We start from the raw sequence: 26,887 nt of genomic DNA on the forward strand, positions 1-26,887 counted from the left end.
GGCCCGCTCTAGTTGCCTTTCGCCGCGACCCCAACTTCCAAGGATGGCGGTGGGGCCTTGACGAGCTCGGACACAAAGTTCGTGAGGGGTACGATGTTCTCGTGCTGGCTCGCCTGCTCGAGGGCGTTCATGTACTCGTCGCGGCGCGCGACAGGAATGACGGTCCACGGAGCTCCGCTCTCGGCAAGAAGCGCGTTCATAATAAAGCGCGCCGTGCGTCCGTTTCCGTCCGGGAATGGATGGATGTAGGTGAAGAGAAACGGCGCGAGGATTGCTTTCACGCGCGGATCGGATTCCTCAGAAATGCTCTCGAATAGCGCATCCATGGCGTCAGCGATTGCGTGCGGCGGCAAGGGGACATGCGACGATCCCCGCAGATAGACATTGTGCGACCGATAGCCAGCCAGTTGATGCGCCTTGATGATGCCCGCGGTCACCGAGGGGCTGAACATGGCACGAAACCAGTCCTGGTGCCGTGCCTCGAGCAGTTCGCCCGTTGGCGCGCCATCGAGGATCTTCCTGATATCTTCCCTAACTTCCTCGAACGCCAGTCTGTACCCTTTGGCGGCGAGCGCATTCTTCGTTTCGTGATCCCGGGCGTCCGCGTCCGGCTCCCATTTGCCGTCCTGGACCCTTTGGATCAGCTCTTCGGAAACTTCGTATCCCTCGATCGAAAGCGAATTCAGCGCGTCAGCCACATAACGCTCATCGATGTCGGCGATATATCCGGCGCGATCGTTGATCCGTACCTGCTCGAATCCGATGTGATCGAGGGCGTCTTTTCCCATTTTCGCCCAGAGGTTCTTGATCCGGGTGGCCGCCGGCGCCTGAACGCGTCGAGCATCCAGCGTGATCAGGTCAACCATCGGATCGAACGGGTTGTCTTCGTGCGGGGTATAGCCGGCCGACTCCAGCGTCTTCATGATCGTGTCTGCGTCGCGCGCTCTTCCCAGATGGCGCAGGGCTCCCGCGATGCGACCGCCGACGTGGCTCCGGCCGCCGTCCAACAGGTATTTCAGCAACGTGTTTGTGCCGCGGATCGAGCCGATGACGGCGATGACATCGGTCGCCGACGTTTTCCACGTCTCCGGCGAGAGGTTGCAGATCGCCTCCTCCATCGGCATCAATCTCAATCGTTCTCTTGTCTCGGCCGGCTCGTTTTCCTTTGAGCGCAGCAGATAGAGCGACGTGTTGCACGGCAGGTTCACGAGCTGATTGTTGGCCTTCGGACTTCTGACGGTAACCTGCGCAGGAATGGAATGGTTTTCGGACCACAAAGCCACGGATGCCTCCGCGGAGAGCCGCCATTCATCGGCGAAGCGGTCATCCAGATATCTGGCAACAAACTCCCAATAGACCGTGCTCCAGGCGGCATCGATCCTGTTGTTGGCGGATGGTCGCGAGTTCACCGCCAGCCAGCCCCTCATGATTTCCTCAAGGAAGCCATTGTCCTGGAGCCGTTCCCGGTGGACACGGCTGAGTTCCTCGGATTTGACGACCGACCGGGTGCCGTTCTGCGTCACACCCCTGAGCTCAGCCAGGGATGTCGCGAGCAGTTCGTGGGGCTTGGCCATGTTGGCCTCCGGCTACCGTGTGGGCCACTACTTCCGTGCATTGTTGTTGCACTAATTTAGCGCCTTTGAAAGACACTAATTTCACGCGTTGAAACTACACTAGTTTCAAGCATTTTTCCAACACTAATTTCATGCGCTTCACTTTGGGAACCTCACCTCACCGCCCGAGGCGAACCGAACTCAACGCTATGGCTGACCTCCAATGCGGGACAGGTCGATCCGTATCCCCGCCCGCCCGACCTCCTGCACCGTCTCGGGCGCATCTTCTCCTGGTTTCGGTTCGGCGCTCTCTTCCTCGATGGGAGTCCCCTTAGTTTCCTGCGGCACTTCAACCGGTGTTCCGGGATCCTCCGCCTGAAACACGCTCACGCCTTCGAACTCGCCGGTCTTCCATGCGTAGACGGCATCCTCGAATATCTGCGGGAAGACGTCTTTACTCGTCGGGTTGCCATACCATTTCGCGACGATCCTCAGGACCTTGGCGAACATCGCCGTGCCTTTGCGGAGGTTTTGGCAGGCATCGACAAGGTCCGGTTTCAGGTCCGCCGGCTCCTTGACGCCGACACCGGCGGGAAACTGGGTCAGCCCAACGCGAACGACCGCCAGACCAGCATATTGCCGCACGATTGCCATCGCCTCTTCGGGCGACGTCGCTTTCGGCACGAGAATCAATCGGCCGCCCGATTTGACGGTGACGGCGAGGGGATCGGCCGAGCCTGCTGATACCACGAACTGCTCGACGATCGCGGGTTTGAGAGAAGGGTCGGCGCATTCTTTTATCAGGGCGGCGTCGAGCATGTGTCTCCTTGGCACTTAGGTGTTGAAGGCAGTGACGAGCGGTTTTGCGAAGAGCTTCGCCCATGCGGTGGTCGCGGCTCGCTGGATGGAGACGATCGATGTCCCTTCAGTCCACCATCCGTTTCCGACAGCGACGACAAGATCCGGATCGTGCAGCATGGATTGCAGGACAGGCCAAACGATCAGTTGCTCGTAGCAGATCAATGCCGCCGCGCGGCTGGTACCGATGGAGACGACCGGATTCGCAAAGAAATCCGCCCGGGCGCCACCACTCCCTCCGAACCAGGATCGCCACGGCTGCCACATCGAGCCGGGAACCGGCATACGCTCGCGGTAGAGAATGTGGCCGCCCTTCCTGTCGATCGCCACGAGGACATTGTCGTAACCCGAGGCGTCAACCCTTGCTGCGCCGGCGATGACCGTGGCGTCACTATCAATGAATGCGCCTGTCCAAATCCTCTCAACGGTCGGCGTCCAGAAACCGAGAGCACTTTCCGGCAACGCCACATAGAGCGCGCCATCGCTGGCCGCGCCACGCACCGTTGCGATCATGTCACGCTGGCGTTGAAGACCCGCCTCACGACCAAGCGAAACGCCCAACTCCAGATCGACGCCGCGCCAGGCTTCCGGTAGTTTCGGGTCGGTCCAGACTGCGGCGGACCACAGCCAAAAGCCAGTCAAGGCGATGGCGACAGCTGGCCAAATGCGGGTTACGAGGCCCGCAAGGCCGGCTGTGATCATGCCCAGTCCCCACCATCCCCATCCCGGAAACAGAACGCCCGCGGCTGTGACGGGATGCGCCCAGCCGGTGATGCCGAACGGCGGGATGGCCATGATGACGACCGCAATGAGATAGCGGAACGGACGAGTGCCAGCGTTCTTCGTCCAGAGGATGGCATGCACGATGACAAAGCTCATGGACGCACATAGCCAGAGCAACAGACCCGGCCAGATGTCGGACGAATAGAAGGCGGCAACGCCCTGTGGCAGCCCGCGGGATGCGGCCAGGAAGTATCCGGCCGAGACAGGCGCCGCAAGCAATCTCGTCCGCGTCAGCGACCAAAGAACGGGAAACCCCATCGCGACCGGCAACAGCAGAACATGCCCGCTCCAGCCGACCACGCCGATCGCGATCGAAGCGAATATCAGCAACGTCGCCCGAATGTAATCACGGTGCATAGGTGAGGACCTCCTGCGCGAGACCGAGAATGCCGGCAGCGGGCAACGGACCGAAGTATCGGGAGTCGTAGGAGCCGGGGAATGACGAATGGAGGAAGACGTATCCTGACGGTACGACGCCACTCGGAAACGGCGCCAACGGCCGGCCCTTTCCATCTCGTGATGCGAGACTGGAAGACGAAATCACCTGCCCGTCCACGCTCACGCTGGCGCCGATTTCGACATGCTGTCCTGCGACGGCGATCACCGTCTTGATCAGCGGGGCAACACCGCCCGGGCAGGAACCGGAACGGAGATAGCCACGCGCTCGTGCCTCCCGCATTTCCGCCGTTTCCGGCGGGCAGATGAATACCAGATCATTGACAGCAGCGGGGCGATCGAGCGGAACAATGCGCCACAGGCCGAGCGGCTCGCTCGGTGTCAGATTGATACGGTAAGCGCCGGCGAAGGCGGTCGCCACCAGCACGACGGCGGCCAACATCGCTGCCGACAGGATCACGGCCGCTCGTCGTCGTTGGGTGGTCATCGCCGGGCGTATTCCAATTCCTGCCGTCATTTCAGCGAGAGCCCCTGGCTCTTCGTCTGACGCAGCGTCTCGGCCTGCTTGAGCGCTTCTGTGGTGCGTTCATGAGCGGCAAGCTGCTGGACCGTCCGCATGGAGTTCCAAGCGGACTGGACCTCGGCTTTCTGGCCGGCCGTCATGCCCGATGTGACGGTCTCGAATGTCTTGCCATCAGTGTCTTTCGCCGCCAAAGGCAGGAAGGTCCGTTCCCCGAAACGCTCGGACACAGCCTTGGCAAAACCTTCGAGTTCGGCTTTCACCATTTTATCGGCCAGCGCAAATTCGAGGCCCGCCGGAAGATCGTTGCGATCGATGGCATCGCGGACGCGTTCGAGCGTCTGCCTGGCCGCTGGCGAGAGCGCAGGGATATCGACCGAAACCTTGAGCCGGACCGCACGCTCCTCCATCTCATGTTTCAATTCGGCCTCGGCCCGCTCACGAAGATAGCGTTCAAGATTTCGGGCGAGCGCCGGCACATTGGCGATGGCTTTTTCCCGGTCCTGCTTGTCGGCGCGGCCGGCGAGAAGACCGGTCTTGCCCTTGAGCGCGCCAAAGCTCTCTGGCTCGCCGGCAATCCTTGCGAGGGTCGACTGCTCAATCGACTGATCCTTCAACATCGCATCTACATTGATTGCCTTGAAGGCGGCTTCCGGCTGCGCGTAGACGAGATGGAAGCGGGTCGAGACGTCCTCCCATTGTTTCTTGAGGCCAGGATCGGCGGCGAGCTTGTCCTCGACAGCCTGCTCGAATGATTTCGGGAAGGTGGTGATGCCTGACACCATGGGCTTGGCCTCCTTGGTCGCATTTGAGGGGGATTGCTTATTGCTGCCGCGAACCAGTCCGAGCGCCGCGCCGATGGCGGCAAGACGGGCGCCGAGGTCGGCGAGTTTTTGTTTCTGCAGGACGGCCCATTGCAGACGATCGTGTGCGATCGTGCGGGCGACGTTCATGAGGTGCAGACCGCGCGCCTCGGCAAAGCGAAGAGCTTGGCCGTAGAACGACGCCCTCTCATAATCGAGGGTCGTCTCCTTGGCGTTTCGGCGCGACAGGAGCGGGATGAGGCCGCCGGATTTCGCGAAGGAGCGACTGCCGTAATAGACGACGAGATCCTCACGATGGCGTGTCATGGCCACATAGGTGAGATGGCGGTCCAACGAGAGGGAAGCGAGCACCTTCACCCGGTCGACGGTCGCGCCCTGGCTTTTGTGGATCGTCGTCGCATAGCCATGATCGAGACTGTTGTAGAAGCGCTGCTCGATCGTGACCTGGCGGCGGTGCTCGCCGTCACCAACCACGGCAACGATCCGGCCGGGAGCGGCTTCAAGCACTTTTGCGAGCATGCCGTTCTTGACGCCAAGGCTGCCCTCGTTCTTGAGGAACACGATCTGGTCGCCGGCGGCGAACATCCGGGTTCCATCCTCAGTCTTGAACGCAAATCCGTCTGCGACGACGCCGCGCTCGACCAGCTTGGCGCGCGCCATATCGTTGAGCATTCGCACGTCGCGGCGGAGGTGTGCGAGGATCAGGCTGGTCTTCGAAGGGTCGTAGTCGCGGTCCCAAGCCGCGATCAGGCTCTCGACCGCTTCGTCCTTCAGTCTCAAACCAATCATTCGACCATGAGCGGTATAGGCATCGACAGCCTTGCGGACATTGCCGCGTGCCAGATCGAGCGAGGCATCGCGCATCCATTGCTGGCGCTGACGATAAATTGTCTCGAGTTCCGCATAGCCGATGCGATCGGCAATGGCGCGGAAGGCGGCGCCTGCTTCGATCGGTTGAAGCTGTTCGGGGTCGCCAACGAGGACGAGCTTGGCGCCGGCTCTGGTCACGGTTTCGACGAGCAGCGCCATCTGCCGCGACGACACCATGCCGGCCTCGTCGAGCACGATGATGGTCTTGTCGTCGAGCTGGTTGCGACCCTGGTTCCAGCGAAGCTCCCACGACGACAGCGTGCGCGATTGGATGCCCGCTTCCTTCTCCAGGCCCTCGGCGGCCTTGCCCGCCAAGGCGCCACCGACGACACGGTAGCCTGCCGCTTCCCACGCCTCGCGCGCAGCCTTCATCATCGTCGTCTTGCCGGCGCCGGCGCGGCCGACGACAGCGGCAATCCGCTCACGGCCGGCGACATGCTCGATGGCCGTTCGCTGCTCATCCGACAGCCGGACATGGCGCGCAAAGGTCGCCTGCAGCACCGCCTCAGGGACGCTATGAGAGGTGCGGCCCGCAAGCCAGATCGCTCGGTTGGCCATCTCTGCCTCAAGTCGGATCATCTCGCGCGTTGTGTATTTCGAGGGCTCCCGGACGCCGGTCGCAAGATTCATTCGCTCGCGCTCGAGCCTGAGGGCCTCCGGGCTCTGCAGTATCCTCACCATCAGGCTTTGGAACAGACCCGCATCGTCGATGTATCGGTACAGGACCTTCGCCACATCGCGCTCGTCGAACACGCTCTTCTCTCGGGTGATCAGCTCAAGCACGATCTCAGGACGACGCTGGATGCGGCGGGCGTTCTCGCTGCGACGAGCTTCCTGAAGCTTGATGCGTTCGAGTTTGGGAGTCGAGGTCTCCGACTTGGTGTCGGATTGCTCCACTTTGCGCTCGATGGCTTTGGTGCCAACGCCGAGGTGCATGGTCGGCTCGAGATCGATACCCTGCTTTTCGAAGGAACGGCCGTCGATACGGATATCGAGGCCGGCAAGCGCCAGATGTTTGTTCTGGCAGGCAAACCACCCATCGCGAAACGCGTTGAAATCATCGGTGCTACCGGCCCATAGATCATACACAATCTTGCCGGCATCATTGCGGATCGGCCTGCCGTCCGGGCCTGTTACCGCCACCTTCTTCGATCCGAATCCGTCCTCGGTGAGTGGGCGCAACGTCGTCATCAGGTGGACATGCGGATTGCCTGGCGCGTCGTGATAGACCCAGTCGGCGACCATGCCCTTCGCGGTGATGTGCCGCTCGACAAAGTCGCGCATGAGCGCGATGTTCTGCGCGGCCGTCAGCTCGAGCGGCAGGGCTATGGTAACGTCCTTGGCGAGCTGCGCGTCGGACCGCTTCTCGAACCCCTCAACCTTGTTCCAGAAAGCCTCGGATGCACCCGCGACCGAACGATCGGCGATCATCGAGCGCAGCCATTCGGGTGAGTCTGCGGGAATGGCGAACTCCTCGTGCAGGAGGCCTTGCTTGCGGGTGTAGTCGATCGTCCGGGCTTCCCGCTCGAATTCCATCTTGGCGCAGTGCCGGTAGGCCGCCGACAGCACGGCGCTGCGGCCGGAGCCACGGGCGACAACGCTGACGGAGAAATGGGGGACGGCCACGGCGGAGTTCTTTCCCGGTTGCGAACGAAATCAATGGGTTCGTCGGGAACGGGAGGCCTGACCAGGCCTCAAGCAAGGGCGTCGTGTCAGCGACGTATAATTGCGCCCTTGGAAGCCGCTCCTTCGGAACGGCCGGGATCATCCACGAAAGCTTCGCCGCTGGCGATTGTAGGATTCACAGTAGTGCGTTCGCTACTCAAGTTCCGGAAACTGGGTTCGAAAGACAAGCTTTCTCACCCAAGGAGACAGACGGACATGAAGAAGCCATCCTCGAAAATCCGTGACGAAATCGCCAAACTGCAGGAACAGCTCAAGCTTGCCGAAACACGGGAAGCCGAGCGGATCGGCAGGGTCGCGCTCAAGGCCGGGCTCGGCGACATCGAGGTCGACGAGGCGGAGCTTCAGGCAGCGTTTGAGGAACTTGCCAAGAGGTTTCGCGGAGGCAAGGCTGCTTCGAACGGAAAGGAAAGGGGAGGGCCGGGCGCCGTCACGCCGCAAACCGCGCCGATCTCATCTGGCGCGGGCACGAGCAGCGCTGGCGAGGCTTGAGCGCATGGCGAGGACGATGACATCCGACGCCCGCAAGAAGGATACGCGCGAAAAGATCGAGCTCGGCGGCCTGATCGTCAAGGCTGGCATGCGCTACGAGAAGCGCGCGCTATTGCTCGGCGCCCTGATTGATGTCGCCCAGCGCATCGATGGCGACGAGAGCGAGCGGTCCAGGCTGACCGCGATCGGCGTGGAGGCCTTCGGCAATGACGATCAATAGGATTGCACTCGTCGTCGTGCCGGCGGCGTTGATGATCCTGATCGTCATCGGAATGACCGGGATCGAACAATGGCTTGCCGGCTTCGGGAAGACCGACGCCGCGCGACTGGCATGGGGGCAGGCGGGCATCGCTTTGCCCTATGTGGCGAGTAGCACGATCGGCATTCTGTTTCTGTTTGCGAGTGCCGGGTCGATCAACATCAAGCAGGCAGGTTGGGGCATCGTTGCCGGATGCAGCGGGACGATCCTGGTTGCGGCTACTCGCGAAACCATGCGGCTTGCCGCTTTCACGAAGGCGCTGCCTGTCGACAAGACGGTTTTCGCCTATCTCGATCCGGCAACGTCGATCGGAACGAGTGCTGCGCTCGTGTGCGCCTGCTTCGCGCTCCGCGTTGCGTTCGTCGGTAATGCGGCGTTCGCAAGGGCCGAGCCGAAACGCATTCAGGGCAAGCGGGCGCTCCATGGCGAAGCGGATTGGTTGAAGCTCACAGAGGCGGCGAAGCTGTTTCCCGATACTGGTGGCATCGTCATCGGCGAGCGATATCGGGTCGACAAGGACAGCGTCGCAGCGCAGGCGTTTCGCGCCGATAGCACTGAGACCTGGGGCGGCGGCGGCAAGTCGCCACTCCTTTGCTTTGATGGCTCGTTCGGTTCGTCGCACGGAATCGTCTTTGCCGGTTCCGGCGGCTTCAAGACGACGTCGGTGACGATCCCGACGGCGCTGAGATGGGGCGGCACGCTGATCGTGCTCGATCCATCAAACGAGGTCGCGCCGATGGTGTCGGCGCATCGCGCCGGCGCGGGAAGGGACGTGTTCGTTCTCGATCCGAGGAAGCCGGACGTCGGCTTCAACGTGCTGGACTGGGTAGGTCGGTTCGGTGGAACGAAGGAAGAGGATATTGCCTCGGTCGCATCATGGATCATGAGCGACAGCGGCGGCGCGCGCGGTGTCCGTGACGACTTCTTTCGCGCATCGGCGCTGCAGCTTTTGACGGCACTGATCGCCGATGTCTGCCTGTCCGGCCACACGGATGAGCGGGACCAGACGCTTCGGCAGGTGCGCATGAATCTCTCGGAGCCGGAGCCGACCTTGCGCAAGCGGCTGCAGGACATCTACGACAATTCGGGCTCGGATTTCGTGAAGGAGAACGTCGCAGCCTTCGTCAACATGACGCCGGAAACCTTCTCCGGCGTCTATGCCAATGCGGTCAAGGAAACACATTGGCTTTCCTATCCGAACTATGCCGCGCTCGTGTCCGGAAAGAAGTTCTCGACCAGCGACATCGCAGCCGGAAACACCGACGTCTTCATCAACATCGACCTCAAGACGTTGGAGACCCATTCGGGTCTTGCGCGCGTCGTCATCGGCTCGCTTCTCAACGCGATCTACAATCGCGATGGACAGCTCGAGGGACGGGCGCTGTTTCTCCTCGATGAGGTTGCTCGCCTCGGCTACATGCGGATTCTCGAGACCGCGCGCGACGCCGGCCGCAAATATGGGATCACGCTCTCGATGATCTATCAGTCGATCGGCCAGATGCGCGAGACCTATGGTGGCCGCGATGCGGCGAGCAAATGGTTCGAGAGTGCCAGCTGGATCTCGTTTGCGGCGATCAACGATCCCGAGACCGCCGACTACATCTCGAAACGTTGCGGCATGACTACGGTCGAGATCGACCAGGTGAGCCGCAGCTACCAGGCGAAGGGATCCTCTCGAACGCGTTCGAAGCAGCTCGCGGCACGACCGCTGATCCAGCCGCACGAAGTCCTGCGCATGCGTTCCGACGAACAAATCGTCTTCACGGCCGGCAACGCACCGCTCCGCTGCGGTCGCGCCATCTGGTTCCGGCGCGACGACATGAAGGCCTGCGTCGGCAAGAACCGGTTTCATTCGTTGGGCGGAGGCGAGAAGAATACTTCGAATTCGGCGCCCGCAGTAAACGCGGATGAAACCACATCGACTGTAATGTCTCCCGCCGAAGAGGAATGAAAAGCTTGGCGCAAAAGAACGTCATACCGTTCAGGAAAAATTGCAAGGTCGCGAGCGATCGTCCCGACTTCAAGCCCTCGCGGTCGATGTCACGTCGTCACCGTTCCCATCGCGGCAGAGGCTTTCCGACCGTAATCGTCTGGGCCGTGGTGATTGGCGTCGCCGGCTGGATGTATCTTGATCGCAGTGGTCATCTCGACAGCGCTGCTGCTTTCGTCAAAGCGCCTGCGCAGGATGCGCTATCGGCATCGTTCGTGCTCTGCGGCGACAGCCATCGGACGAACTGCGTCGTCGATAGCGACACCTTCTGGTTCGAGGGCCAGAAAATCCGCATCGGTGACATCGATACGCCTGAACTCAGCCCGCCCCGCTGCGAGGCTGAACGGGTCAAAGGTGAAGCAGCGAAGTCCCGTCTGCTGGCGCTGCTGAATGCCGGAAAGTTTTCGCTGTCGGCCGGGTTCCGCGACGAGGACAAGTATGGCCGGAAACTTCGAACCGTGTCTCGTGGAGGCCATTCACTGGGCGATGTTTTGATCGGGGAAGGCTTGGCCCGATCATGGGATGGCGCACGCCATGAATGGTGCCAAGGCCAGTGACGGATATCGCCGTCTTTCCCGCACGGGAGAGGGATAGGGGTTTGGGGAAAGGGCGGAGGGAACCGTCCCCTTTCTCCATGGGAGGAAGTTTGAAGGAGGGGCTCGCCCTTCCTTCATGGGGTGAGGTTGAGAGGGGCGGCAGTGCCCTCCTTTCATAGCCGGTTCAGCCGGTCGATCCGGCTTGACCGGCTCATACGGAGGGCAAAGACCAGAGGCGGCAAGCCGCCTCTGGTCTGGGCTTCAATCGCCCGGATCGAAAGACTCAATGTCCTCAAGGCCGATATGCCATCGTTTGTCGGACCACCGTGAAGGGAGGTAGGTCTCGTCACCACCGAAGTGCGCGATGATGATCTTGCCGGCCTCGTGGAACAAGCCGAAATCGACCTTGTGCTCGATGGCCCAAAGCAGCGCCGTAGACAGAAACTCGCGCGAGATATCGGCGGGCAAATGTACTTCCGCATCGAAATGTCCGCGCAAACGTTCAAGCCAATCCGGCTGGTGTTCCGACAGCGTCTGGTCTTCATCAACGGGCTGAGTGATTTGATGCTGTGTCATCAGAGTCTCCTTTTCGTTTCTGACGAAAGGTGTCCGCACCGTAGTCCGTGAGGGGTCAGGGACCGCGGAACGCGGCCGCCGTGCGGCGAGCGGAGGAGCCGATTTTGTCTGTGCCGCTTGCGGTACGGGGAAAATTGGAGGGGCCGCGATGTCCTTGACGCCGGAACGGCGGGTGCAAAATGGGACGTCAGAGAGAGATAGAACCGCGTCCCGAAGGGGCGCGACCGCTTGCCATCTCCGATGGCCATGAGACCTTCCGGCTATCTCGGGGGAACGACTATTTGGCAGAGGTATACTTCCTGCTACGAGAGGGTCGTGACCCGACTGGGCGGAGACCGCCTGCGGGCTTCGGTCGCCGCGCGACTAGAGTCGTGCGCCGTCGGCGCCTCGCCCGAACGCCATTCTTCACGAAAATGAATCGGTCGCACTTGTAGGATTCACATATGTCGTTGGACGTTGCGGCGCCGTGTGGCGATCATGCCGGCATGATTTCGCAACGCTATCAGCTCTACGTCGAACGAACGGACCCAGCCAAGAACATGGCCCGGTACTATGCCATGGCGATCGAGCAGACGATGTTCGGAGAGGCCTGCCTGACCCGGCGATGGGGACGGATCGGCAAGCGTGGACAGGAGAAGCAGCACGTTTTCGAACGGGAAGAGGACGCAGTTCTGTTGTTTCTCGAGCTGTTGAAACAAAAACGTGCTCGCGGATATTTGCCAAGAATAGCGCTTCGGCATTCGCAAAACTGACGACAGGGAGGGCCGCCGTAGCGGCCGCCGGCGCGTTATTTGCGCCGGTCCCGGTCGGTCTCGAACGAAGCCTCGATCTCGACGAAGAATGGGATCTTGAGCGCGAGCTTCAGGCCGAGCTTTCCCTTGCGGAAGAAGTGGCTGATCACCTTGCCGAGAGCTCGAAGACGGCGGCCGGTGGCGCTGAGGAATTTGGCGAGTTGGCGCATGATATATTCTCCTTTCGATAAGCTGTCATCGTGGGGAGAAGACGCGGACCGGAAAGGAGGGCCGCACCGGTACGGCCGCAGCGCATGCGGAGGACCTGCCGCCGCCCGAATTTTGTTCGGCGAGGAGCCGCCCCCGGCGGCGGGGAAAATTCTGGCGGCGGCAGGTTGCGGCCCGACGACGGGCAGCAACATCCCCGATGTCGATGGCAGTGGTTCGAAAGGACGAGTGCTGCAAGACGCTACGTCGCCGGACAGCACACGATGCCACGCCCGCTAGAACAGGCGGAGCTGTCCGTTCCTCTCGATGGCTATTTCCGATGGCGGCTGCTTGTGGGCGGTAGAGTTGCCGGCAACAGTGACAGCCCTTTGCGAAATTGCGGGGTGCGGAGCGATAGCCCCAGCGTCTGCGATTTCCTCCGTTCTCCCGATCTTGCCCGACCAACCGCCCATGACATGAGCCATTGTGTGCCAGTCCTCCCGGAACCGCATCGCCAAGCTATCACCTACGATCACGGTCGCTGGAATATGGAGGAGGGAGAACTGGATGTAGGCCATGTGGACGGCGCGCGGGTCGATGTCCACGGCGGTTACATGGAGAAGCTGCTGGTAGTTGAAGCCTGCCTCAAGAATGGCCCCGGCAAGCGCGATGATCATAGCGCCGCTGCCCACGGCTGGTTCTTGTGCGATCATGAAGCCGCGTTCCGCAATTGCCTTCTGCATATCGTCGGCACTTCCGGCGACCAGTCGGGCCATCAGCTGGCAGAGTGGATAAGGGGTGAAGAACTGCCCGCGCGCCTTGTTGTGCAATTCGAGCGCATGGAACGTCGCACCCAAAATGTCATGCGGCTTCTCCTCCAGCGCCATGACCACTTCGCCCATGATCTTCGAGAAATCGCCCATCGTTCGGGCATCGTACTTGCGGGCGATTTCGAGGTAGCGGGCTTCGCGCTTTTCGAAATGAGTGAGATCGACCGCGTTGCTCATCGAGATGGCGGCACATTCGCACCAGTCGCCGAAGACGGTGTAAAGGTCATGTTTGTAGCGGCAGCTTTCGAACAGTTTGACGATGGACTTGAGACGGGAAGAGTTCATGGGATCACCTGAGACGAGCGGGGCCGCAGGGCGCACTGCGCCAATCGCCGAGATTTGCTCGGCGGCATTTCGCGGCTGGGCGAGGAGGAATTCAGTGAGGGGAACAGGACGCGCCGGAGACTGGCGCGACCTGCGGCAACCGATTATTCGGCTGCTTCGGGGAACTGGTCGTTCTCGGCTTCCGGCTGGTCGTCCAGATCGAACGGGGCCAGTTGATCGTCATCGCCCTGCTCGCTCTTCCGGTCGGCCGTCGGCGCGATCTTGAGAAGCGCGGGCAACCATCCGGTTCCGGCAATCTGCCGCTCGGCATAGGCCGCAGCGTCCGCCTTCTTCATGCCCGACACGCCCGCCGCGAAATCCGCGCCCTTGGCTTCGGTCAAAGCCTGTTCGATCCCGGTCTTGCTGATGCGGCCGAAATAATTCTCTGCGGTCGGTTCGAACCATTGGGTCATGTCGATCTTGAGTGCCTGCGCCAGCCGGTCGGCATGGGCACGCTGTTTCCTGCGCTCATAGTGAGGCAATTGCAGCGCGTTGACCGACTTTGCGACGGCGTAGGCAAGCAAGTCGAGAAGCGTTGTCGTGGGCTGCTCCAGGCACCATTCCCAAAGATCGTGGGGATTGCCGGGAATGGTGTGGCCGTAATTCTCCCTGAGATCGTCCAGCGTCATGATGCCCTTGCAAGTCGCCGGGTTCTTGATGCTGGTTTCGAGCTTCTCGCTCGTCACCTTCACCTCAACGCACGTTTCGTCTGTGCTGCCATAGGGATGGAATAGGCCCGCCAGCATTGCATGAACCACGGCGGCAAGGGCGACGTCGGGATTGTGCGCAAGCTCGGCGCGGATTGCGGCGGTCTTCTGCGCCGTCAACTCCTGAACGAGTGCGGCGGAGAGCGAGAAGGACGGTTCCGGCTGCGCCCCAGCCCGCGAGGAAAGGGGTTCGCTACCTTCATTTGTGCCTTCAACCCCATCATCGGCGGGTTCGTCCTGCTCCGCCTCGGGCCGGATCAATCCGCGCTCAACCGAGAGCTTGCCGTAGTAGTCCATCAGGACATAGCAACCGGCTTTGGCGAGGTCATCGGAGTCGTAGGCTTCACCGGTAGCCGCAAGGGCCGTCATCCTGGCCTGAATGGCCTCAGTGCGCGGCTCGGCCCCGTCGTCGGCAACGCCTGCTTCGATCAATTCCGCAAGCTCTGCATATTCTTCCTCAAGCCCGCGCAACTCAGCCTGTTGTTCATCGGTCAGCGGGACGTTCCTGGGATAGACGCGCGACATGTAATGCGCTTCCCGTGGCAGTTCGCTGACGCACACCACCCATTTCCAGCCCTCGGCACGAAGGTTTTCTGCTTCCGTTTCAAGCTTCTCCACCACAAGCCTTTCGACAAGGGCGACATCGAGGGCGTAGCCGCTGTTCTGTTCATCGAACAGGTCGCGTTTGACCGTTCCCCCTGCGGTCTCGTAAACATCGATGCCGCCGATGAACTTGATACGCTTGTCGTTGGCTTTCATGGCCTCCGACTGCAAGGCAGACTTGATCGACCGGCTATCCCGGTTCCATGACGGCAGGCTGTTCCAGACCTCCTCTTGTTTGGCGTGGTCGTCCGACACGGTGAAGGCGGAAAGCTGCTGCAAGCTCATTTCCTCGTTGCGGTAGAGGTCGAGCAAGAAAGGCGAGACGCGAGCGAGCGCTAAGCGCTTGCGCACCATGGTTTCGGTCGTGCCGAAGCGGGCGGCAATGTCCTCGACCGGCTTTCCGCCGTCTGCGAGCACGCGGAACGCCTCGTATTCGTCGGACCGGGTGCATGGCTTCACGGCTGGTGTTTTCGATCAGGCTGATTTCGGTCGCATCGGCCCCGCTGCGTTCCTTGCATTCGACGGGGTAATCCTTGGCGATTTCACCGGCCTCGGCCAAGAGATTGAGGGCAGCGAGCCGGCGTCCGCCTGCGGTCACGAAGAAGCGGCCTCGCTTGTCGCCCTTGCGAACGACGATGTTCTGCAAAATGCGGTAGCCATCGGCGCGGATGGTCGCGGCCATTTCCGCGATGCCTTCCCGGCTGTAGGTCTTGCGGACGTTCTTGGGGTCGGCGTCCAGCTTGTTCAGGGGCACGAAAAAGGTCTCGGTTGCGGTTTGGGTATCGGTCATTGTCTGTCTCCTGAGTTTGCGTTTCCCGAAGGGAAAGCCCTTTCGGGCGAAGCCTCCCCGGTCTTTCCGGGGGAATGGCCTCTGACATTCCCCCGGACAGAGGGGGGAGGGCGAAAGCCCGCCCCGCGGCGGCGGACGGGCCTGTCAAGTGGCGTGGCGCGGAAGGTGGAGGATCTTCTCGGGTCCGCTTGCGGACTGGTGCGGAAGATCCTCCAGCTTCACGGGCCGCTTGACCGGCCTGGCTGGCGATGTCAGGGGCGGAAACAACAAAGTTGGGCCGGAACGGGCCTCGACACCGGATGCGTGAGCAGCCTCTGGACAAGCGATCGTTACCGGGATCGGCGGAGACGGACGCAGGCCGGCTCCGTGCCATCGGCATAGAGCGCGGCCGACCAGTGCGGGCGGTGGCACCAAACACTGACCGATCTGGTAGCCGGAAATTCGATCGCCTATGATCGCAACAACAAGGCAACGAGCCGGAGTTGATCGATGCACACAAGAGATTGGTATGACGTCCCGCCGATAACGGCGGAGCAACGCAAAGACGCTCTCGCGGACCTCGCTGATATTGCGCGTGGCGAGGAGCTCGATATGCCATGGCGACGCCTGCGGATACTGCTCGACCACAAGCTGGTCAAAATCCATCATCCGGTATTGACCCAAGGAAGCCCGACTTCCGTCGGCTTTACCGAAGAGGGTCTCCGGTTCCTCGAACTGCGTTAGCGCCAGACGCCGGCGGCCGGTTCAAGTCGACTCCGTCCCCAAGCCATCGAAGCTCGGCAGAAAACGCAGCTCTTCGACCGCGCCGGCGCGACGTGCAACGAGCAGGCGCGGTCCTGAGACAATGAAGAATATCGGAGAAATCAGCATAGCGCCGACCGTGAGGGCGGGATTTCGGGAATTCTCGTCGCGCGAGGAGCGGGAAGCGGGCAGCCGCAGGAGGCTCAGCATAGCGACCCGAAGGGAGAGCCGGGATCGCCTGCCCCCGCTCGTGGCGCTCCGCTTGGGCCGGGGCGGGCAGGGGAGTTCGAGGGGCGGGGCCTCGGGGCACCCCTCGTCCTTTCCCACGGCGCACGACGGCGGTCAGGTCATGTCGAAGGCAAAAATGACCGTTTCCCACGAGGCTCCGGAAAACCCTACGGCGCAATTGGGGAGCGCGGGTTTCCTCCGCCTGCTCCGCTCGCCTGCGGCTCGCTACGGCCGCGGCCGCGCCGCCCGGCGGCGCTGCGGCTGGAAAACGGACTTCTTCACTTGGGAAAATTCACTTTGGCTAAACATCAGACCGATTGCTGTCAGCACGATTTCCTTTGGGTGGGCAGGGAAGTACGAGGGGAGGGGTCCAGGGCTCCTCTCGTACCGCCGGCGACCGCTCGATGCGGGCGCCGGCGGTCATTGGCACTCCCGCTCTTGCGCGATCGAAGGAAAGGCCATCCGCATCGCTGCCCGTTTGCGCCGAAGGGGACCGTCCCCCTTCGGGCAGCCGGTTTTTTCGATCGCGCGATCAATCCCAAGGAATGACGGCCATCAGGTCCTCGTCGTCCTGCCCTGGATAGCGGCCGAGATTGGCATTCAGCCTGCCATGGCCGGTATTGATGGAAGCGGTATAGTAATCGCCGCCGTTCTGGTTTTTCCTCTTCCAGATGCCGCCGAGTTCGACGCGCCGCCCGCGTGGGGACTTCGCGAAGATGCGGAAGACCGGAGCATCCTTGTTGGTGCTACTGAAGGGCTCACCGGTAATGTCGATATCGTAGGCGATGGAGGCGATGTTGCCGCTGATGGTGCCGTCTTCGTTGAAGCGGATGAAGTTAGCGAGGTCGGTCATGGTCTGTCTCCTGAGTTTGCGTTTCCCGAAGGGGTGGCCCCTTTCGGGCGACAGCCCGCCCCACGGCGGCGGACGGGCGGGTCAAGGGGTCGTGACGGGGAAAAACGGAAGGTTCGGCCGCAGGCGGAAAGCCGTTTTTTTGCCGGCGCGACAAGCGGCTCTGCCGCGCCTGCCCCTTGATCCGAACGGCCGACGATGTCATGGGCGGAAACAAGCAAGGCGGCCCGCACCGGGCCTCGATACCGGGTGCGCAGCACCCGGCCAGACAAGCGATCGTTGCCGGAATCGGCGGAGACGGCCGAAGGCTGGCTCCGTGCCCTCGGCATAGTGCGCGGCCGACCGGAACGGGCGGTAGCACTTCTCCTGATTCATTGCCCGCGGAGGGCCGTGTCATTCCGTTGCAGATTTCTTTGGGAATGCCTATTTTAGGTCAATTCACGGCGAAATCGCCAGTTTCAGCGCGTGGGCGGCGGTCAATATGGGTTGACTGGAGGACCACTCGACACTATGTTGAGAGCTAACAACTAACCCAGCATCCTGAGAGACATGGGCTCCGGGCGGTTGGGGTAAAAAGCCGGCGCAAGCCGGTTTTTTTATGTCTTGGGGGTAGGAGTGCCGGCGTTACGAACACGCGTCTATATCGACGGCTACAATCTCTACTATGGCTGCCTTCGCAAGACGCCGTTCAAATGGCTCGACGTCCTGAGCTTGTTCGAAACGCAAATCCTGCCGTCGATCCTCTACCGGCCAGCGCCGGATGCCGATCCGGCAACGATGGCGCTCCATCCGGACTGCGCGATCAAGTATTTCACGGCCAAGATCATCGAAAGTGCCGCCAAGGGCGAGGACTCGGTGTCTTCGCAGGCCCAATACCACAACGCCTTGACGACGCATTGCGGTGGCCGGCTGTCCTTCGTGATGGGCCACTATCGCTCTATAAGGCCAATCAGCATATCGTTCCCGCCGACGACCCGAAGCGCTGGCCGCGCGATTGCGACAAGATCCAGGTCTGGAAGCTCGAGGAAAAGCAGTCGGACGTGAATCTGGCGCTTCATCTCTACGACGACGCGCTGAGCGGCGAGGTCGACCAGGTGGTGCTCGTCACCAATGATACCGACCTCACGCCGGCGCTGGAGATGTTGAAGGCGCGCTGCCCGAACGTCATCCGCGGCCTGGTGATACCGACGCGCAAAGTCGGCGCGGGCGGGGATCTTGAACGCGAGGCAAACGTGTCGCTGGCGAAGCTCGCTCATTGGGTCAGGCGGCATATCTCGGAAGATGAGTTGCGGGCGTCGCAATTGCCGGATGTCGTCCCCGGCCGCCGGCGGGCCAGTGTCAAACCGCACTCATGGTATGCGAAGCCGCATCACCTCGCGAGAATGCTGGAGATGGCACGGCCGGTGCTGCGCACCGAAGGTGAAATCCTGAAATGGGCGCGCAGAGAGAGCGCACATCTCGGCGGCCGTCGCCCGATCGATTTGATCGAGACGGATGCCGGCGCGGTCGAGGTCTTCGGCTACATCGAAGCCTATATACGCGAGCAGCTCGACAAGGCCGGCGATCAGGATGATTTGTCCTCGAACCCCTGAACATAATGGGTGGGAAGGGAGTATGAGGGATGGGGCTTTGGGGCATCCCTCGTCCTGGTCCGCACCGCTCGTATGCGGCAAGGGCCAGGCACACGGCAAGCATCGGCGGTCCGCCTCATGATCTGCAGGCACGAAAGGCAATGCGCCGCCTCTCTCGGCGGCGCATTGCCTGCCTACTCACGCCTTTAGGGCCGCCATCCTTTCGCCGAGCAGCCAAAGGGCCTTGTTGAGCTTGATATCCTGATCGATGCCGTTGACGGCGCGGGACTTCACACGGCGTGGCCTGCCGAGATCGTCACGGCCGACGCCGCGCAAACCACCTTTGATGGCGTTTTCCTGAACCACATTCCAGACGGTCCAGAGATCGTTGGCGCGGTCGTCGTGGCGACGGGGAACAAGCAATTGCTGCGCCTTGATCGGCGTGGTCGTTTCGCCTTCGTCGTCTCCGAAGCGCAGGACATGGGCGGCGTCCGCGAGAATATCGGCCTCCTCATAGTTCAGCCGCAAGGTCGACCAATCCTGCGGTGCGGCAAGGGTGCGTTCCGCCTCGCCGAGAACACGATAGGTGCCTTCGATGACCTTGTGCTGCACATCTCCGGAATGGCGAACCTTGATGGCGTCGATGGTGCCGGTCTGCGTCACCAAGGAATTGAGGCAACGGACGCGGAAAAGCCCGGCCATAAGCTCGTAGGCGCTGGTCCCGTCATTGGCATTCTTGAGCAGGATTTCGCAGACCGTGTCCCCGACATTGTAGACCTTACCGTCATCGACGCGGCGCAGGCGGATGAGATGCTTGGTAAAATCTGCCTTGCCTTCGGTGCGGCTGCGCGACTGCTTGGCGCCGACCGGCATGAAGCCTTCGTTCATGAGGCCGCGCAACACCTCGATGGTCGGGATGGGTTTGAAACGCTCGGACCGGCTCGCATGCGCGGTCACGGCAAAGATCGACGGTGCGACGCGGCGCATCTCGGTTTCGGTCAGCGCGCGGCCTGTGTCGAAACGTGCGGTCTGGGTATAAATGCTCACGTTCTGTCTCCTGAGTTTCACATTTCCCGAAGGGGACCCTTTCGGGCGAAGCCTCCCCGATCTTTCCGGGGGAATGGCCTCTGACATTCCCCCGGACAGAGGGGGGAGGGCGAAAGCCCGCCCCACGGTGGCGGACGGGACTGTCAAGTGGCGTGGCGCGGAAGGTGGGGGTCTTCTCGGGTCCGGCCAAAAGCCGGACTGGTGCGGAAGATGCGTCGGCTTCACGGGCCGCTTGACCGGCTCGGACACTGCTGTCATGGGCGGAAACAAGAAATGCGGCCCGCAACGGGCCTCAGCGCCGGGTGTGCGGCACCCGAACCGGACAAGCGATCGTTACCGGGATCGGCGGAGACGGCCGCAGGCTGGCTTCGTGCCCTCGGCATAGAGCACGGCCGCCCAGACCGGGCGGTGGCTCACGGCCACATAAATATTCTGCGGATGGCTATGAGCCCTCTTTCCGAAACCAGGTTGAAGAGTTGGGCGATGTCGTCGGTTGTGGAGACCTGTTTCCCGTCGCGTTCGTTGCGGGAAGTCGATGCCGTCGTTGCGGGAATCGTCCGAGCGACGCCGAACAACTCCAGATCCACCGCTTTCTCAGCGGTAAGGACGCCTTAGAAGTCTATCAAATCAATCGAACTCACCGAGGTCCGCTTTCTGAAGTGCCTCCTTTATCGATTTTGCCTCCAACGCGACCAACGCGCTTTGCAGGAAGCTCTCGATATCGGCGACGCTTCTGCCCTCGAGCGAAGCGATTTCCGGGACGGTCCTACCTCGAGCAATCCATCGAAGGCAGGTCTTTTCAAGTGGCGAAAGTATCCATTCCTTCATGACAAAGATCGCACTCAGTTGCGCCGCGGTCGGCGGCAGGTGTGTTACGGGACGCCAGAATCGAAGTCTCGGTGAAAGCCGAGACGGCGATCCCCCGAGAAAAAGTGGCTGCCGCCGGGACCTGTACGACGGCAGCCAAGGTGCCCCGGGAGGAGGCAGGGAGTTCAAAATCTCGTCTTTAGCAACTTCATGTTACGTTATAACATATCGCATAAGCATATTTATGGAACTGCCGGTTGGGCATTCGACTACGACGGGATTGCTGCGCATGGGGCCTAAGAGGACAAAATCGCGCTCCAGAGCTTGCCGCCAAGTAGTTCCTCCTTCTGGAATGCTTTGATCGGTAACGAACCCGGCTATCTCATATTCGTCCGGCACCAGCACAGTGTAGGCATCGATAATTCCAACGATTATACCGCCCCATTTTTCTACTAGATAGAAAAGAATTCTGAAAACTGGGTTGAAAAAGAAATTATCTCATAAATTAGGCGAGAGTTCTGCCCTTGGTACCGCAGTTTACGCCAGATGCAAGATTTTCCGCAGTTCGACAACTTTGGATCGCGGCCTAACTCGCGTTACTTGACGAACTTGGAAATCCCAAATTGGTTTGACCCCATTCATATTTCCGTCTAGTAGAATACATTTCTGTCAAACGGATGGGAATTGGAGGAGAAGTTTTGCAAAAGTGTGGATGTGATGCGATCCGTGAAATGGACGGATCCGAGTACGAACTCGCCCAGGGCGGTACCAAAGCACGGGTCGCGCTCCCTCATTTCTTCTGAGATCCGCGTCTAGAACATAGATCGCTTTCTTGACCGACCTGCCGATTGGCTGGCCGCGCATAATTTTGCCCACCTCACAGAGTCGAAAGTTTCCTAAATGCTGACGTTCCTTGGATACGCCATGGTCGCGAGTTTCATGACGCTCATCATGACCCGTCGCATGACCGCACTCGTTGCCCTGATGATCGTGCCTATCGTTTTTAGCCTGTTCGCAGGCGCGGATGCTCAAATGGGCAAGATGATGATGGACGGTTTGGTTAAACTAGCCCCAACGGCCGCCATGCTGTTCTTTGGGATAATCTATTTCTGTATCATGACCGATGCGGGTCTTTTCGATCCTTTGATCCGCCTTGTGGTCCGGGTAGCGAAAGGCGACCCGCTCAGAATTCTCGTCGGCACCGCAATTCTTGGAATCATGGTTGCGCTCGATGGCGACGGCGCGACGACTTACGTAATATGCACGCTGGCACTGCTGCCAATCTACAAGCGGATTGGGATCAGGTTGCAATACATGGCCACGCTTCTGCTCATGTCTATTGGCGTCATGAACATTCTTCCATGGGGTGGGCCGACTGCTCGTGCTGCGAGTGCAATGCATCTCGATGTGAGCGATGTGTTTGTTCCTCTGATACCCGCAATGTTGGTCGGGGTCGCCTACATCATCGGTGTCGCGACGATATTTGGCATCAGGGAGCGTCGCCGTCTCGGAAAGGCATCTCCCGCGGATATCACCGCTATCGAGACGAACCTCGCCGAAGTTCCCGAGTATCGCCGCCCCAAAATGCTGCCAGTCAATCTGGCCCTTACAATTGGCCTCATTTATGCTCTCATCGCTGGCTTACTTCCATTGCCGATCCTATTCATGGTTGCGACGGCTCTCGCCCTACTGCTCAATTATCCAGAAATCGAAGATCAAAAGGAGCGCCTGTCGGCACACGCTTACAACGTTTTATCCGTTGTTTCCCTGATATTCGCAGCGGGTATCTTTACGGGAATACTTGCGGGTACAGGCATGCTCGACGCGATGTCGAAAAGCCTGCTGAATGTCACGCCTGATTGGCTTGGTCCCTATCTGGCTCCGTTCACTGCAGTTTTAAGTGGCCCTGCGACATACGTGGTGACAAACGACGCCTTCTATTTTGGCGTGCTGCCGATCCTCGCGAACACCGCAGCATTTTATGGTATCACACCCGCCGAAATGGCTCGTGCCTCTCTCGTCGGACAGCCGCTTCACCTGTTAAGTCCCCTTGTTGCCTCGACCTACCTTCTGGTTGGCTTGCTCGATATCAATTACGGCCAGAATCAAAGGTCGTCGATCCTTTGGGTGGCCGGACTGATGGGAGCAATGTTGGTCGGAGCGCTGGTCTTCGGCGTCTTCCCTTTGAAAGGTTCGGTTTAATGACGCAAGAACAATGGATCGAAGAAGAGGACAGCGGCTTCATCGCCCACGTCGGACCGATATTGCAGACGCCGACCGAACCCGGACAGGGCCGGTTTCGATTTATCGCTGAAGACAAACACCGCAATCGCGCCGGTTACGTACAGGGCGGGATGTTAATGACTTTCGCCGATCGGGCCATGGGTAAAACTGCGCGTCAGGAGGATCCAGACCGTGCGCAAGCGACGGCTCAGTTCGATATGCAATTCCTTGCCCCGGTTGAAATCGGCACAACCGTTGACATTCTCTGCAAGGTAGTCAAATCCACAAGGCACCTCGTCTTCATGCGAGGTGAATTGTTCGTGGAGAACACATGTGTTGCGACTGCACAGGGCGTTTGGAAGATTATCGATCGCCAGTGACTTCGTAGTAGAGAAGCGACGCCGCTTTTTGGTTTCAGGACTGACTCCTCAGCGTCAATGCGCGGCCTGCGCTATTTCGGCTGGTGCGCTGACCAACGAGAGACGCGCTACCAGGAGCCGCTCGTCTCAGGTGTGAAATATCCTGCAAAACAATCGGCGGCCCGTTGGCCGCCGAAAATCTGAATTTTTGATAGTGTGATTTCGCCTGAGAGCGTCAGGGCTCTGGTGTTTAGGCGTATTTAAAACCCTTCGGCAGGCCAGCGTCTTGGACGTGCCCGTAGAGGAGCTCGCCCGGAAGACCATCAAGAATTACCGGCCGGGTGCTGATGAGCTTCTCAATATCAACTCCAGTGCGCAGACCCATCGCTTCCAGCATGAACACGAGGTCTTCTGTCACAATATTTCCGGTCGCGCCTGGCGCATAAGGGCAACCACCAAGGCCGGCCTGGGAGGAATCGAACGTCGTCACATCCACCTCGAGAGCGGCAACGACATTCGCCAGCCCTTGTCCTCGGGTGTTGTGAAAGTGACCTCCGCCCGCTTTGTCACCGACCTCGGACTGGAGCCTCCTGAAAAGCCTCTTGACCTGGGCAGGATTGCCGTAGCCGGTCGTATCGGAAAGGCCGATACTGTCTGCCCCGGCCCTAGCCAACATCCCGGCAAGTTCGATGACCCAGTCCTCGGAAACTTGACCCTCCAGCGTGCAACCGAATGCCGTCGATATCCCTACCTCGATCAGCGGGCGGTAGCTGCCGTTGAAAGATTTACGAAGTTCATCTACACGAGCGACGTCTTCTACCGCTTCCTCCACCGTCCTGTTGATGTTGGCCTTGCTGTGCAGTTGCGAGGCTGAAACGGGCATGGTGATCTTTGGCGTTCGGGCATCGAACGCGGCCTGGGCACCACGAAGATTTGGGACCAGGGCGAGAACGCCTAGCCCTGGAATATTGTTCGCAGCGCGTACCAATTCGGCGCAATCTGCCATCTGTGGCAAGAGCTTGGGTGAAACGAATGATCCCACTTCGATTTCACTAAGTCCCGATGCCGCGAGACCCTCGATCCATCTGATCTTCACCTCAGTTGGCATCTGCCGCTTGATGCTCTGCAGGCCGTCGCGCGGACCGACTTCGCTGACGATTACATCTCTGATAACGCCGCTCAAGGAACCTCTCCCATTTCTCTCTAATAGAATATATTTCTATTAAACGGAAATGGTGGTGGCGTCAAACTGATAACAGCTGCGTATTCCATTCACTCACGCTATTGAAGATGTAACCCGGGATCCAAGCTAGCATCAGGTCTTGATACATCGTAAAACATATGCAATTTCTATCAGGTAGAACATTTGAGGATGAAATGACCCCGCAAAAAGAGCAAAAGGTTGAAGCTGTCGAACGTGCCCTAACGATTCTCAATGCTTTTTCCGATGGCGCCTCTCGGCTGACGCTGAATGAAATAGCGAACGCTACGGGCTTTTATCCAAGTACGATTCTTCGACTGGCGGCGTCCCTCGAACGGTTCGGCTATCTAGTCCGCGAGGAGGATGGTCGCTTCAGGCTCGGTGCGACGCTCTTCCGGCTCGGATCAACATACCAGCGATCGTTTAACCTCGCTGATTACGTGCGGCCTGTCCTGCGCCAGATCGTTGACGCGCTCGAAGAAACAGCAGCCTTCTACGTTCGAGACGGCGAGAAACGCATATGTTTGTTTCGGCATCACGCCAACCGGCTTTTCCGCCACCACCTTGAGGAAGGCGTGGCGTTACCGCTTGACCGTGGGGCGACAGCGCGGGTGCTGGTTGCGTTTTCGGGTGAGCCTGGGCAGTTTTATGAAGATATCCGCGAAAAGGGATACTATATTTCGATGGGCGAGCGCGATCCCGATACGGCCGCGACCGGCGTACCGGTATTCGGTATTGACCAGAAGCTTGTCGGTGCTCTCGGTGTGACGACACACCGTCAGCGATTGACGGCAGAAGCCCAATCCAAGCACATTCAATGCCTCCAAAAGGCGGCGCGAGAACTATCACTACGCCTGGGCGCACGGTTCTAGCCAGAATATCTTGCAGGACCTTACGGCTTCCGTTACTCTTTCTGGCAGAATGTAATTCTCTCTGACAGAAAAATTCGTGAACGGAAGAGCGTTCGATGTTCAAGGGCTTAGCCGTGCTTCTCGTTTTTCAGCTGACGGGCGAGATCATAGCCTTCGGAAGCCATCTTCCCATACCTGGGCCTGTCCTTGGAATGATCCTGCTTATCGTGTGTCTGAGGTTCCGGACGAGCGGCCGGCTTGTCGAAGACATCGAACGGACGTCTTCTGGACTTCTTTCCAATCTTGGCTTGTTCTTCGTTCCGGCCGGCGTGGGAATCATGGCGATGGTGCAAACCGTGCAATCTGAAGGTATTAAAATCGGGTTCATACTGATCGCGTCAACCTTTTTGACACTGATAGTGAGCGTCTGGATATTCATCCAAACGCGAAAAGTGGTTGAGCGGCATAGGGAGACTCAATGAGCTTGCAGGCAGATCTATGGGTTTATTTGTCTGCTTCGCCGCTTCTCTGGCTCACCGTGACAGTTGGTATATGGATATGCGCGGATCACCTTTCCGAACGTCTCCATCGTCATCCGCTTGCAAATCCGGTATTGATTTCAATTGTCGCAGTGGTTCTCCTCTTAAGCGCTCTCGAGGTAGACTATGCCCGCTTCTTCCAGGGTGCTCAGTTCGTCCATTTCGCGCTTGGTCCCGCTACAGTCGCACTCGCCGTGCCGTTCGTGAGACACTGGGATCATGTGCGCGAGCTCTGGCTTCCGATAGTTGTGAGCCTCACATGTGGCTCTCTTTTTGCGGTGATCTCGGTCGTGGCTCTGAGCGAGTTGTTGGGTTTGCCCCGCGATATTCTCATATCATTCATGCCTAAGTCTGCGACCGCCGGTGTGGCGATGGCAGTCTCAAAGGATCTAGGCGGGAATGTCTCGATGACAGCGGTTCTTGTAATTCTGACAGGCATCGTGGGAGCCATCATCGTCGCCCCTTTGATGAATGGTCTAGGAATCAAGGATTATGCCGCCAGGGGTTTCGCACTCGGATTGGCCTCGCATGGAATAGGCACAGCGCGCGCCTACTCGGTGAGCGAACTGGCGGGCGTGTTCGCCAGTGTGGGAATGGCCCTGAATGCCATTGCTACGTCCATGATCGTCCCGCTCCTTGCTGCTCTATTGTTGTAAGTACCATTCAGCCATTGAAATCAGGACCGTAATCAAGTGCCGTAATGGCGCTATGCACTTAGCTGTGATGCGCGACCCTTGCCGAGGTTAACCGGGCTCGAATTCAGTGTAGAGATCCACTTTGTCTGCTGGCGCTAAACGCAGCGCGATCACATGCTGTGTTTCGGCGTGGAATATTGACCCCTCTGGCGGGGTGACCGGCGTCCAATTTTGACCCCCCACCTGTTTCGTCTGACCATCCGTCTTTTGCTGGCGGATGGAGGGGGAGTTGAAGCGAGTGGA

Annotated in this window: 27 protein-coding genes; 13 read left to right on the plus strand and 14 right to left on the minus strand. The window is 59.9% G+C overall.

Annotated features, from left to right (window positions below):
• Positions 1-8: 8 nt before the first annotated feature.
• From ACFFP0_RS27135 to traA, 5 genes are all read right to left on the minus strand, one after another.
• Positions 9-1,574, minus strand: a complete 1,566-nt coding sequence (locus tag ACFFP0_RS27135; protein ID WP_377265342.1) for a Fic family protein — start codon at positions 1,572-1,574, stop codon at positions 9-11.
• A gap of 186 nt (positions 1,575-1,760) precedes the next feature.
• Positions 1,761-2,372: a TraH family protein gene (locus tag ACFFP0_RS27140; protein WP_377265343.1), complete on the minus strand. Its 612-nt coding sequence runs from the start codon at positions 2,370-2,372 to the stop codon at positions 1,761-1,763.
• A gap of 15 nt (positions 2,373-2,387) precedes the next feature.
• Entirely contained in the window at positions 2,388-3,551 is a 1,164-nt protein-coding gene (locus tag ACFFP0_RS27145) for a conjugal transfer protein TraB (RefSeq protein WP_377265344.1), read from the minus strand.
• Positions 3,541-4,032 (minus strand): conjugative transfer signal peptidase TraF, encoded by a 492-nt coding sequence (traF, locus tag ACFFP0_RS27150; protein WP_377265367.1) that lies wholly within the window; start codon positions 4,030-4,032, stop codon positions 3,541-3,543. Before traF ends, ACFFP0_RS27145 begins: the two co-directional genes overlap by 11 nt.
• Positions 4,033-4,103: 71 nt before the next feature.
• Positions 4,104-7,430 carry a Ti-type conjugative transfer relaxase TraA gene (gene traA / locus ACFFP0_RS27155; protein WP_377265345.1) on the minus strand — a complete coding sequence of 1,109 codons (3,327 nt, stop codon included), beginning with the start codon at positions 7,428-7,430 and terminating at the stop codon, positions 4,104-4,106.
• Between the two features lie 255 nt (positions 7,431-7,685).
• On the opposite strand from traA, the gene traC reads away from it, so the two are divergent.
• The 4 genes from traC to ACFFP0_RS27175 all read left to right on the plus strand — a co-directional run bounded on the left by traC (position 7,686) and on the right by ACFFP0_RS27175 (position 10,785).
• Positions 7,686-7,979 (plus strand): conjugal transfer protein TraC, encoded by a 294-nt coding sequence (traC, locus tag ACFFP0_RS27160; protein WP_377265346.1) that lies wholly within the window; start codon positions 7,686-7,688, stop codon positions 7,977-7,979.
• Positions 7,980-7,983: 4 nt separating this feature from the next.
• The gene (gene traD, locus ACFFP0_RS27165) at positions 7,984-8,199 is read left to right on the plus strand and encodes a type IV conjugative transfer system coupling protein TraD (protein WP_377265347.1); all 216 of its coding nucleotides are present in this window, start codon (positions 7,984-7,986) and stop codon (positions 8,197-8,199) included.
• On the plus strand, positions 8,186-10,189 hold the full coding sequence (gene traG / locus ACFFP0_RS27170; RefSeq protein ID WP_377265348.1) for a Ti-type conjugative transfer system protein TraG: 2,004 nt from the start codon (positions 8,186-8,188) through the stop codon (positions 10,187-10,189). The genes traD and traG overlap by 14 nt, the downstream gene beginning before the upstream one ends.
• Positions 10,190-10,359: 170 nt before the next feature.
• On the plus strand, positions 10,360-10,785 hold the full coding sequence (locus tag ACFFP0_RS27175) for a thermonuclease family protein (protein WP_377265368.1): 426 nt from the start codon (positions 10,360-10,362) through the stop codon (positions 10,783-10,785).
• Positions 10,786-11,025: 240 nt separating this feature from the next.
• Here ACFFP0_RS27175 and ACFFP0_RS27180 read toward each other — a convergent pair whose 3' ends face one another.
• Complete coding sequence (locus tag ACFFP0_RS27180; RefSeq protein WP_377265349.1) at positions 11,026-11,340, minus strand: hypothetical protein; 315 nt, start codon at positions 11,338-11,340, stop codon at positions 11,026-11,028.
• A 443-nt stretch (positions 11,341-11,783) separates the two neighbouring features.
• Between ACFFP0_RS27180 and ACFFP0_RS27185 the strand changes: the two genes are divergently transcribed.
• On the plus strand, positions 11,784-12,092 hold the full coding sequence (locus tag ACFFP0_RS27185; protein ID WP_377265350.1) for a WGR domain-containing protein: 309 nt from the start codon (positions 11,784-11,786) through the stop codon (positions 12,090-12,092).
• A gap of 35 nt (positions 12,093-12,127) precedes the next feature.
• Here the strand turns inward: ACFFP0_RS27185 and ACFFP0_RS27190 are convergent, their stop codons facing one another.
• The 4 genes from ACFFP0_RS27190 to ACFFP0_RS27205 all read right to left on the minus strand — a co-directional run bounded on the left by ACFFP0_RS27190 (position 12,128) and on the right by ACFFP0_RS27205 (position 15,532).
• A complete protein-coding gene (locus tag ACFFP0_RS27190) occupies positions 12,128-12,301 on the minus strand; it encodes a hypothetical protein (protein WP_377265351.1) in 174 nt (57 codons plus the stop codon).
• A 273-nt stretch (positions 12,302-12,574) separates the two neighbouring features.
• Positions 12,575-13,393 (minus strand): N-6 DNA methylase, encoded by an 819-nt coding sequence (locus ACFFP0_RS27195; RefSeq protein ID WP_377265352.1) that lies wholly within the window; start codon positions 13,391-13,393, stop codon positions 12,575-12,577.
• Positions 13,394-13,536: 143 nt separating this feature from the next.
• Positions 13,537-15,021 carry a chromosome partitioning protein ParB gene (locus ACFFP0_RS27200; RefSeq protein ID WP_377265353.1) on the minus strand — a complete coding sequence of 495 codons (1,485 nt, stop codon included), beginning with the start codon at positions 15,019-15,021 and terminating at the stop codon, positions 13,537-13,539.
• The gene (locus ACFFP0_RS27205; protein ID WP_377265354.1) at positions 14,933-15,532 is read right to left on the minus strand and encodes a ParB/Srx family N-terminal domain-containing protein; all 600 of its coding nucleotides are present in this window, start codon (positions 15,530-15,532) and stop codon (positions 14,933-14,935) included. Before ACFFP0_RS27205 ends, ACFFP0_RS27200 begins: the two co-directional genes overlap by 89 nt.
• Before the next feature lie 591 nt (positions 15,533-16,123).
• Between ACFFP0_RS27205 and ACFFP0_RS27210 the strand changes: the two genes are divergently transcribed.
• Positions 16,124-16,255, plus strand: a complete 132-nt coding sequence (locus ACFFP0_RS27210) for a hypothetical protein (protein ID WP_377265355.1) — start codon at positions 16,124-16,126, stop codon at positions 16,253-16,255.
• 778 nt (positions 16,256-17,033) lie between these two features.
• On the opposite strand, the gene ACFFP0_RS27215 is transcribed toward ACFFP0_RS27210, so the two are convergent.
• A complete protein-coding gene (locus ACFFP0_RS27215) occupies positions 17,034-17,354 on the minus strand; it encodes a DUF736 domain-containing protein (protein ID WP_377265356.1) in 321 nt (106 codons plus the stop codon).
• A gap of 612 nt (positions 17,355-17,966) precedes the next feature.
• On the opposite strand from ACFFP0_RS27215, the gene ACFFP0_RS27220 reads away from it, so the two are divergent.
• The gene (locus ACFFP0_RS27220; RefSeq protein WP_377265357.1) at positions 17,967-18,395 is read left to right on the plus strand and encodes an NYN domain-containing protein; all 429 of its coding nucleotides are present in this window, start codon (positions 17,967-17,969) and stop codon (positions 18,393-18,395) included.
• Positions 18,392-18,943, plus strand: coding sequence for an antitoxin Xre/MbcA/ParS toxin-binding domain-containing protein (locus ACFFP0_RS27225; protein ID WP_377265358.1), 552 nt, complete (start codon positions 18,392-18,394; stop codon positions 18,941-18,943). The genes ACFFP0_RS27220 and ACFFP0_RS27225 overlap by 4 nt, the downstream gene beginning before the upstream one ends.
• A 177-nt stretch (positions 18,944-19,120) precedes the next feature.
• On the opposite strand, the gene ACFFP0_RS27230 is transcribed toward ACFFP0_RS27225, so the two are convergent.
• A complete protein-coding gene (locus ACFFP0_RS27230) occupies positions 19,121-19,969 on the minus strand; it encodes a DUF932 domain-containing protein (RefSeq protein WP_377265359.1) in 849 nt (282 codons plus the stop codon).
• A 1,707-nt stretch (positions 19,970-21,676) separates the two neighbouring features.
• Here ACFFP0_RS27230 and ACFFP0_RS27235 point away from each other — a divergent pair.
• Together ACFFP0_RS27235 and ACFFP0_RS27240 are read left to right on the plus strand one after the other, a co-directional pair.
• A complete protein-coding gene (locus ACFFP0_RS27235; protein WP_377265360.1) occupies positions 21,677-22,978 on the plus strand; it encodes a CitMHS family transporter in 1,302 nt (433 codons plus the stop codon).
• Positions 22,978-23,379, plus strand: a complete 402-nt coding sequence (locus ACFFP0_RS27240; RefSeq protein ID WP_377265361.1) for a PaaI family thioesterase — start codon at positions 22,978-22,980, stop codon at positions 23,377-23,379. Before ACFFP0_RS27235 ends, ACFFP0_RS27240 begins: the two co-directional genes overlap by 1 nt.
• Before the next feature lie 229 nt (positions 23,380-23,608).
• On the opposite strand, the gene ACFFP0_RS27245 is transcribed toward ACFFP0_RS27240, so the two are convergent.
• Positions 23,609-24,541, minus strand: a complete 933-nt coding sequence (locus tag ACFFP0_RS27245; protein WP_377265362.1) for a hydroxymethylglutaryl-CoA lyase — start codon at positions 24,539-24,541, stop codon at positions 23,609-23,611.
• Between the two features lie 194 nt (positions 24,542-24,735).
• On the opposite strand from ACFFP0_RS27245, the gene ACFFP0_RS27250 reads away from it, so the two are divergent.
• From ACFFP0_RS27250 to ACFFP0_RS27260, 3 genes are all read left to right on the plus strand, one after another.
• The gene (locus ACFFP0_RS27250) at positions 24,736-25,431 is read left to right on the plus strand and encodes an IclR family transcriptional regulator (RefSeq protein ID WP_377265363.1); all 696 of its coding nucleotides are present in this window, start codon (positions 24,736-24,738) and stop codon (positions 25,429-25,431) included.
• Between the two features lie 95 nt (positions 25,432-25,526).
• The gene (locus tag ACFFP0_RS27255) at positions 25,527-25,892 is read left to right on the plus strand and encodes a CidA/LrgA family protein (RefSeq protein WP_377265364.1); all 366 of its coding nucleotides are present in this window, start codon (positions 25,527-25,529) and stop codon (positions 25,890-25,892) included.
• Positions 25,889-26,605, plus strand: a complete 717-nt coding sequence (locus ACFFP0_RS27260; protein ID WP_377265365.1) for an LrgB family protein — start codon at positions 25,889-25,891, stop codon at positions 26,603-26,605. The genes ACFFP0_RS27255 and ACFFP0_RS27260 overlap by 4 nt, the downstream gene beginning before the upstream one ends.
• Positions 26,606-26,692: 87 nt before the next feature.
• Here ACFFP0_RS27260 and ACFFP0_RS27265 read toward each other — a convergent pair.
• Positions 26,693-26,887 (minus strand): hypothetical protein (locus ACFFP0_RS27265; protein WP_377265366.1); only part of this gene is annotated, 195 nt, incomplete at its 5' end.

The organism is Neorhizobium puerariae, assembly GCF_042429745.1.
GTDB classification, from domain to species: Bacteria; Pseudomonadota; Alphaproteobacteria; order Rhizobiales; family Rhizobiaceae; genus Neorhizobium; species Neorhizobium puerariae.

Coding starts and splice junctions, on each gene's coding strand:
- ACFFP0_RS27135 (WP_377265342.1), bottom strand. CDS start 1,574: ATGGCCAAGCCCCACGAACTGCTCGCGACATCCCTGGCTGAGCTCAGG.
- ACFFP0_RS27140 (WP_377265343.1), bottom strand. CDS start 2,372: ATGCTCGACGCCGCCCTGATAAAAGAATGCGCCGACCCTTCTCTCAAA.
- ACFFP0_RS27145 (WP_377265344.1), bottom strand. CDS start 3,551: ATGCACCGTGATTACATTCGGGCGACGTTGCTGATATTCGCTTCGATC.
- traF (WP_377265367.1), bottom strand. CDS start 4,032: ATGTTGGCCGCCGTCGTGCTGGTGGCGACCGCCTTCGCCGGCGCTTAC.
- traC (WP_377265346.1), top strand. CDS start 7,686: ATGAAGAAGCCATCCTCGAAAATCCGTGACGAAATCGCCAAACTGCAG.
- traD (WP_377265347.1), top strand. CDS start 7,984: ATGGCGAGGACGATGACATCCGACGCCCGCAAGAAGGATACGCGCGAA.
- traG (WP_377265348.1), top strand. CDS start 8,186: ATGACGATCAATAGGATTGCACTCGTCGTCGTGCCGGCGGCGTTGATG.
- ACFFP0_RS27175 (WP_377265368.1), top strand. CDS start 10,360: ATGTATCTTGATCGCAGTGGTCATCTCGACAGCGCTGCTGCTTTCGTC.
- ACFFP0_RS27180 (WP_377265349.1), bottom strand. CDS start 11,340: ATGACACAGCATCAAATCACTCAGCCCGTTGATGAAGACCAGACGCTG.
- ACFFP0_RS27185 (WP_377265350.1), top strand. CDS start 11,784: ATGTCGTTGGACGTTGCGGCGCCGTGTGGCGATCATGCCGGCATGATT.
- ACFFP0_RS27190 (WP_377265351.1), bottom strand. CDS start 12,301: ATGCGCCAACTCGCCAAATTCCTCAGCGCCACCGGCCGCCGTCTTCGA.
- ACFFP0_RS27195 (WP_377265352.1), bottom strand. CDS start 13,393: ATGAACTCTTCCCGTCTCAAGTCCATCGTCAAACTGTTCGAAAGCTGC.
- ACFFP0_RS27205 (WP_377265354.1), bottom strand. CDS start 15,532: ATGACCGATACCCAAACCGCAACCGAGACCTTTTTCGTGCCCCTGAAC.
- ACFFP0_RS27210 (WP_377265355.1), top strand. CDS start 16,124: ATGCCATGGCGACGCCTGCGGATACTGCTCGACCACAAGCTGGTCAAA.
- ACFFP0_RS27215 (WP_377265356.1), bottom strand. CDS start 17,354: ATGACCGACCTCGCTAACTTCATCCGCTTCAACGAAGACGGCACCATC.
- ACFFP0_RS27235 (WP_377265360.1), top strand. CDS start 21,677: ATGCTGACGTTCCTTGGATACGCCATGGTCGCGAGTTTCATGACGCTC.
- ACFFP0_RS27240 (WP_377265361.1), top strand. CDS start 22,978: ATGACGCAAGAACAATGGATCGAAGAAGAGGACAGCGGCTTCATCGCC.
- ACFFP0_RS27250 (WP_377265363.1), top strand. CDS start 24,736: ATGACCCCGCAAAAAGAGCAAAAGGTTGAAGCTGTCGAACGTGCCCTA.
- ACFFP0_RS27255 (WP_377265364.1), top strand. CDS start 25,527: ATGTTCAAGGGCTTAGCCGTGCTTCTCGTTTTTCAGCTGACGGGCGAG.
- ACFFP0_RS27260 (WP_377265365.1), top strand. CDS start 25,889: ATGAGCTTGCAGGCAGATCTATGGGTTTATTTGTCTGCTTCGCCGCTT.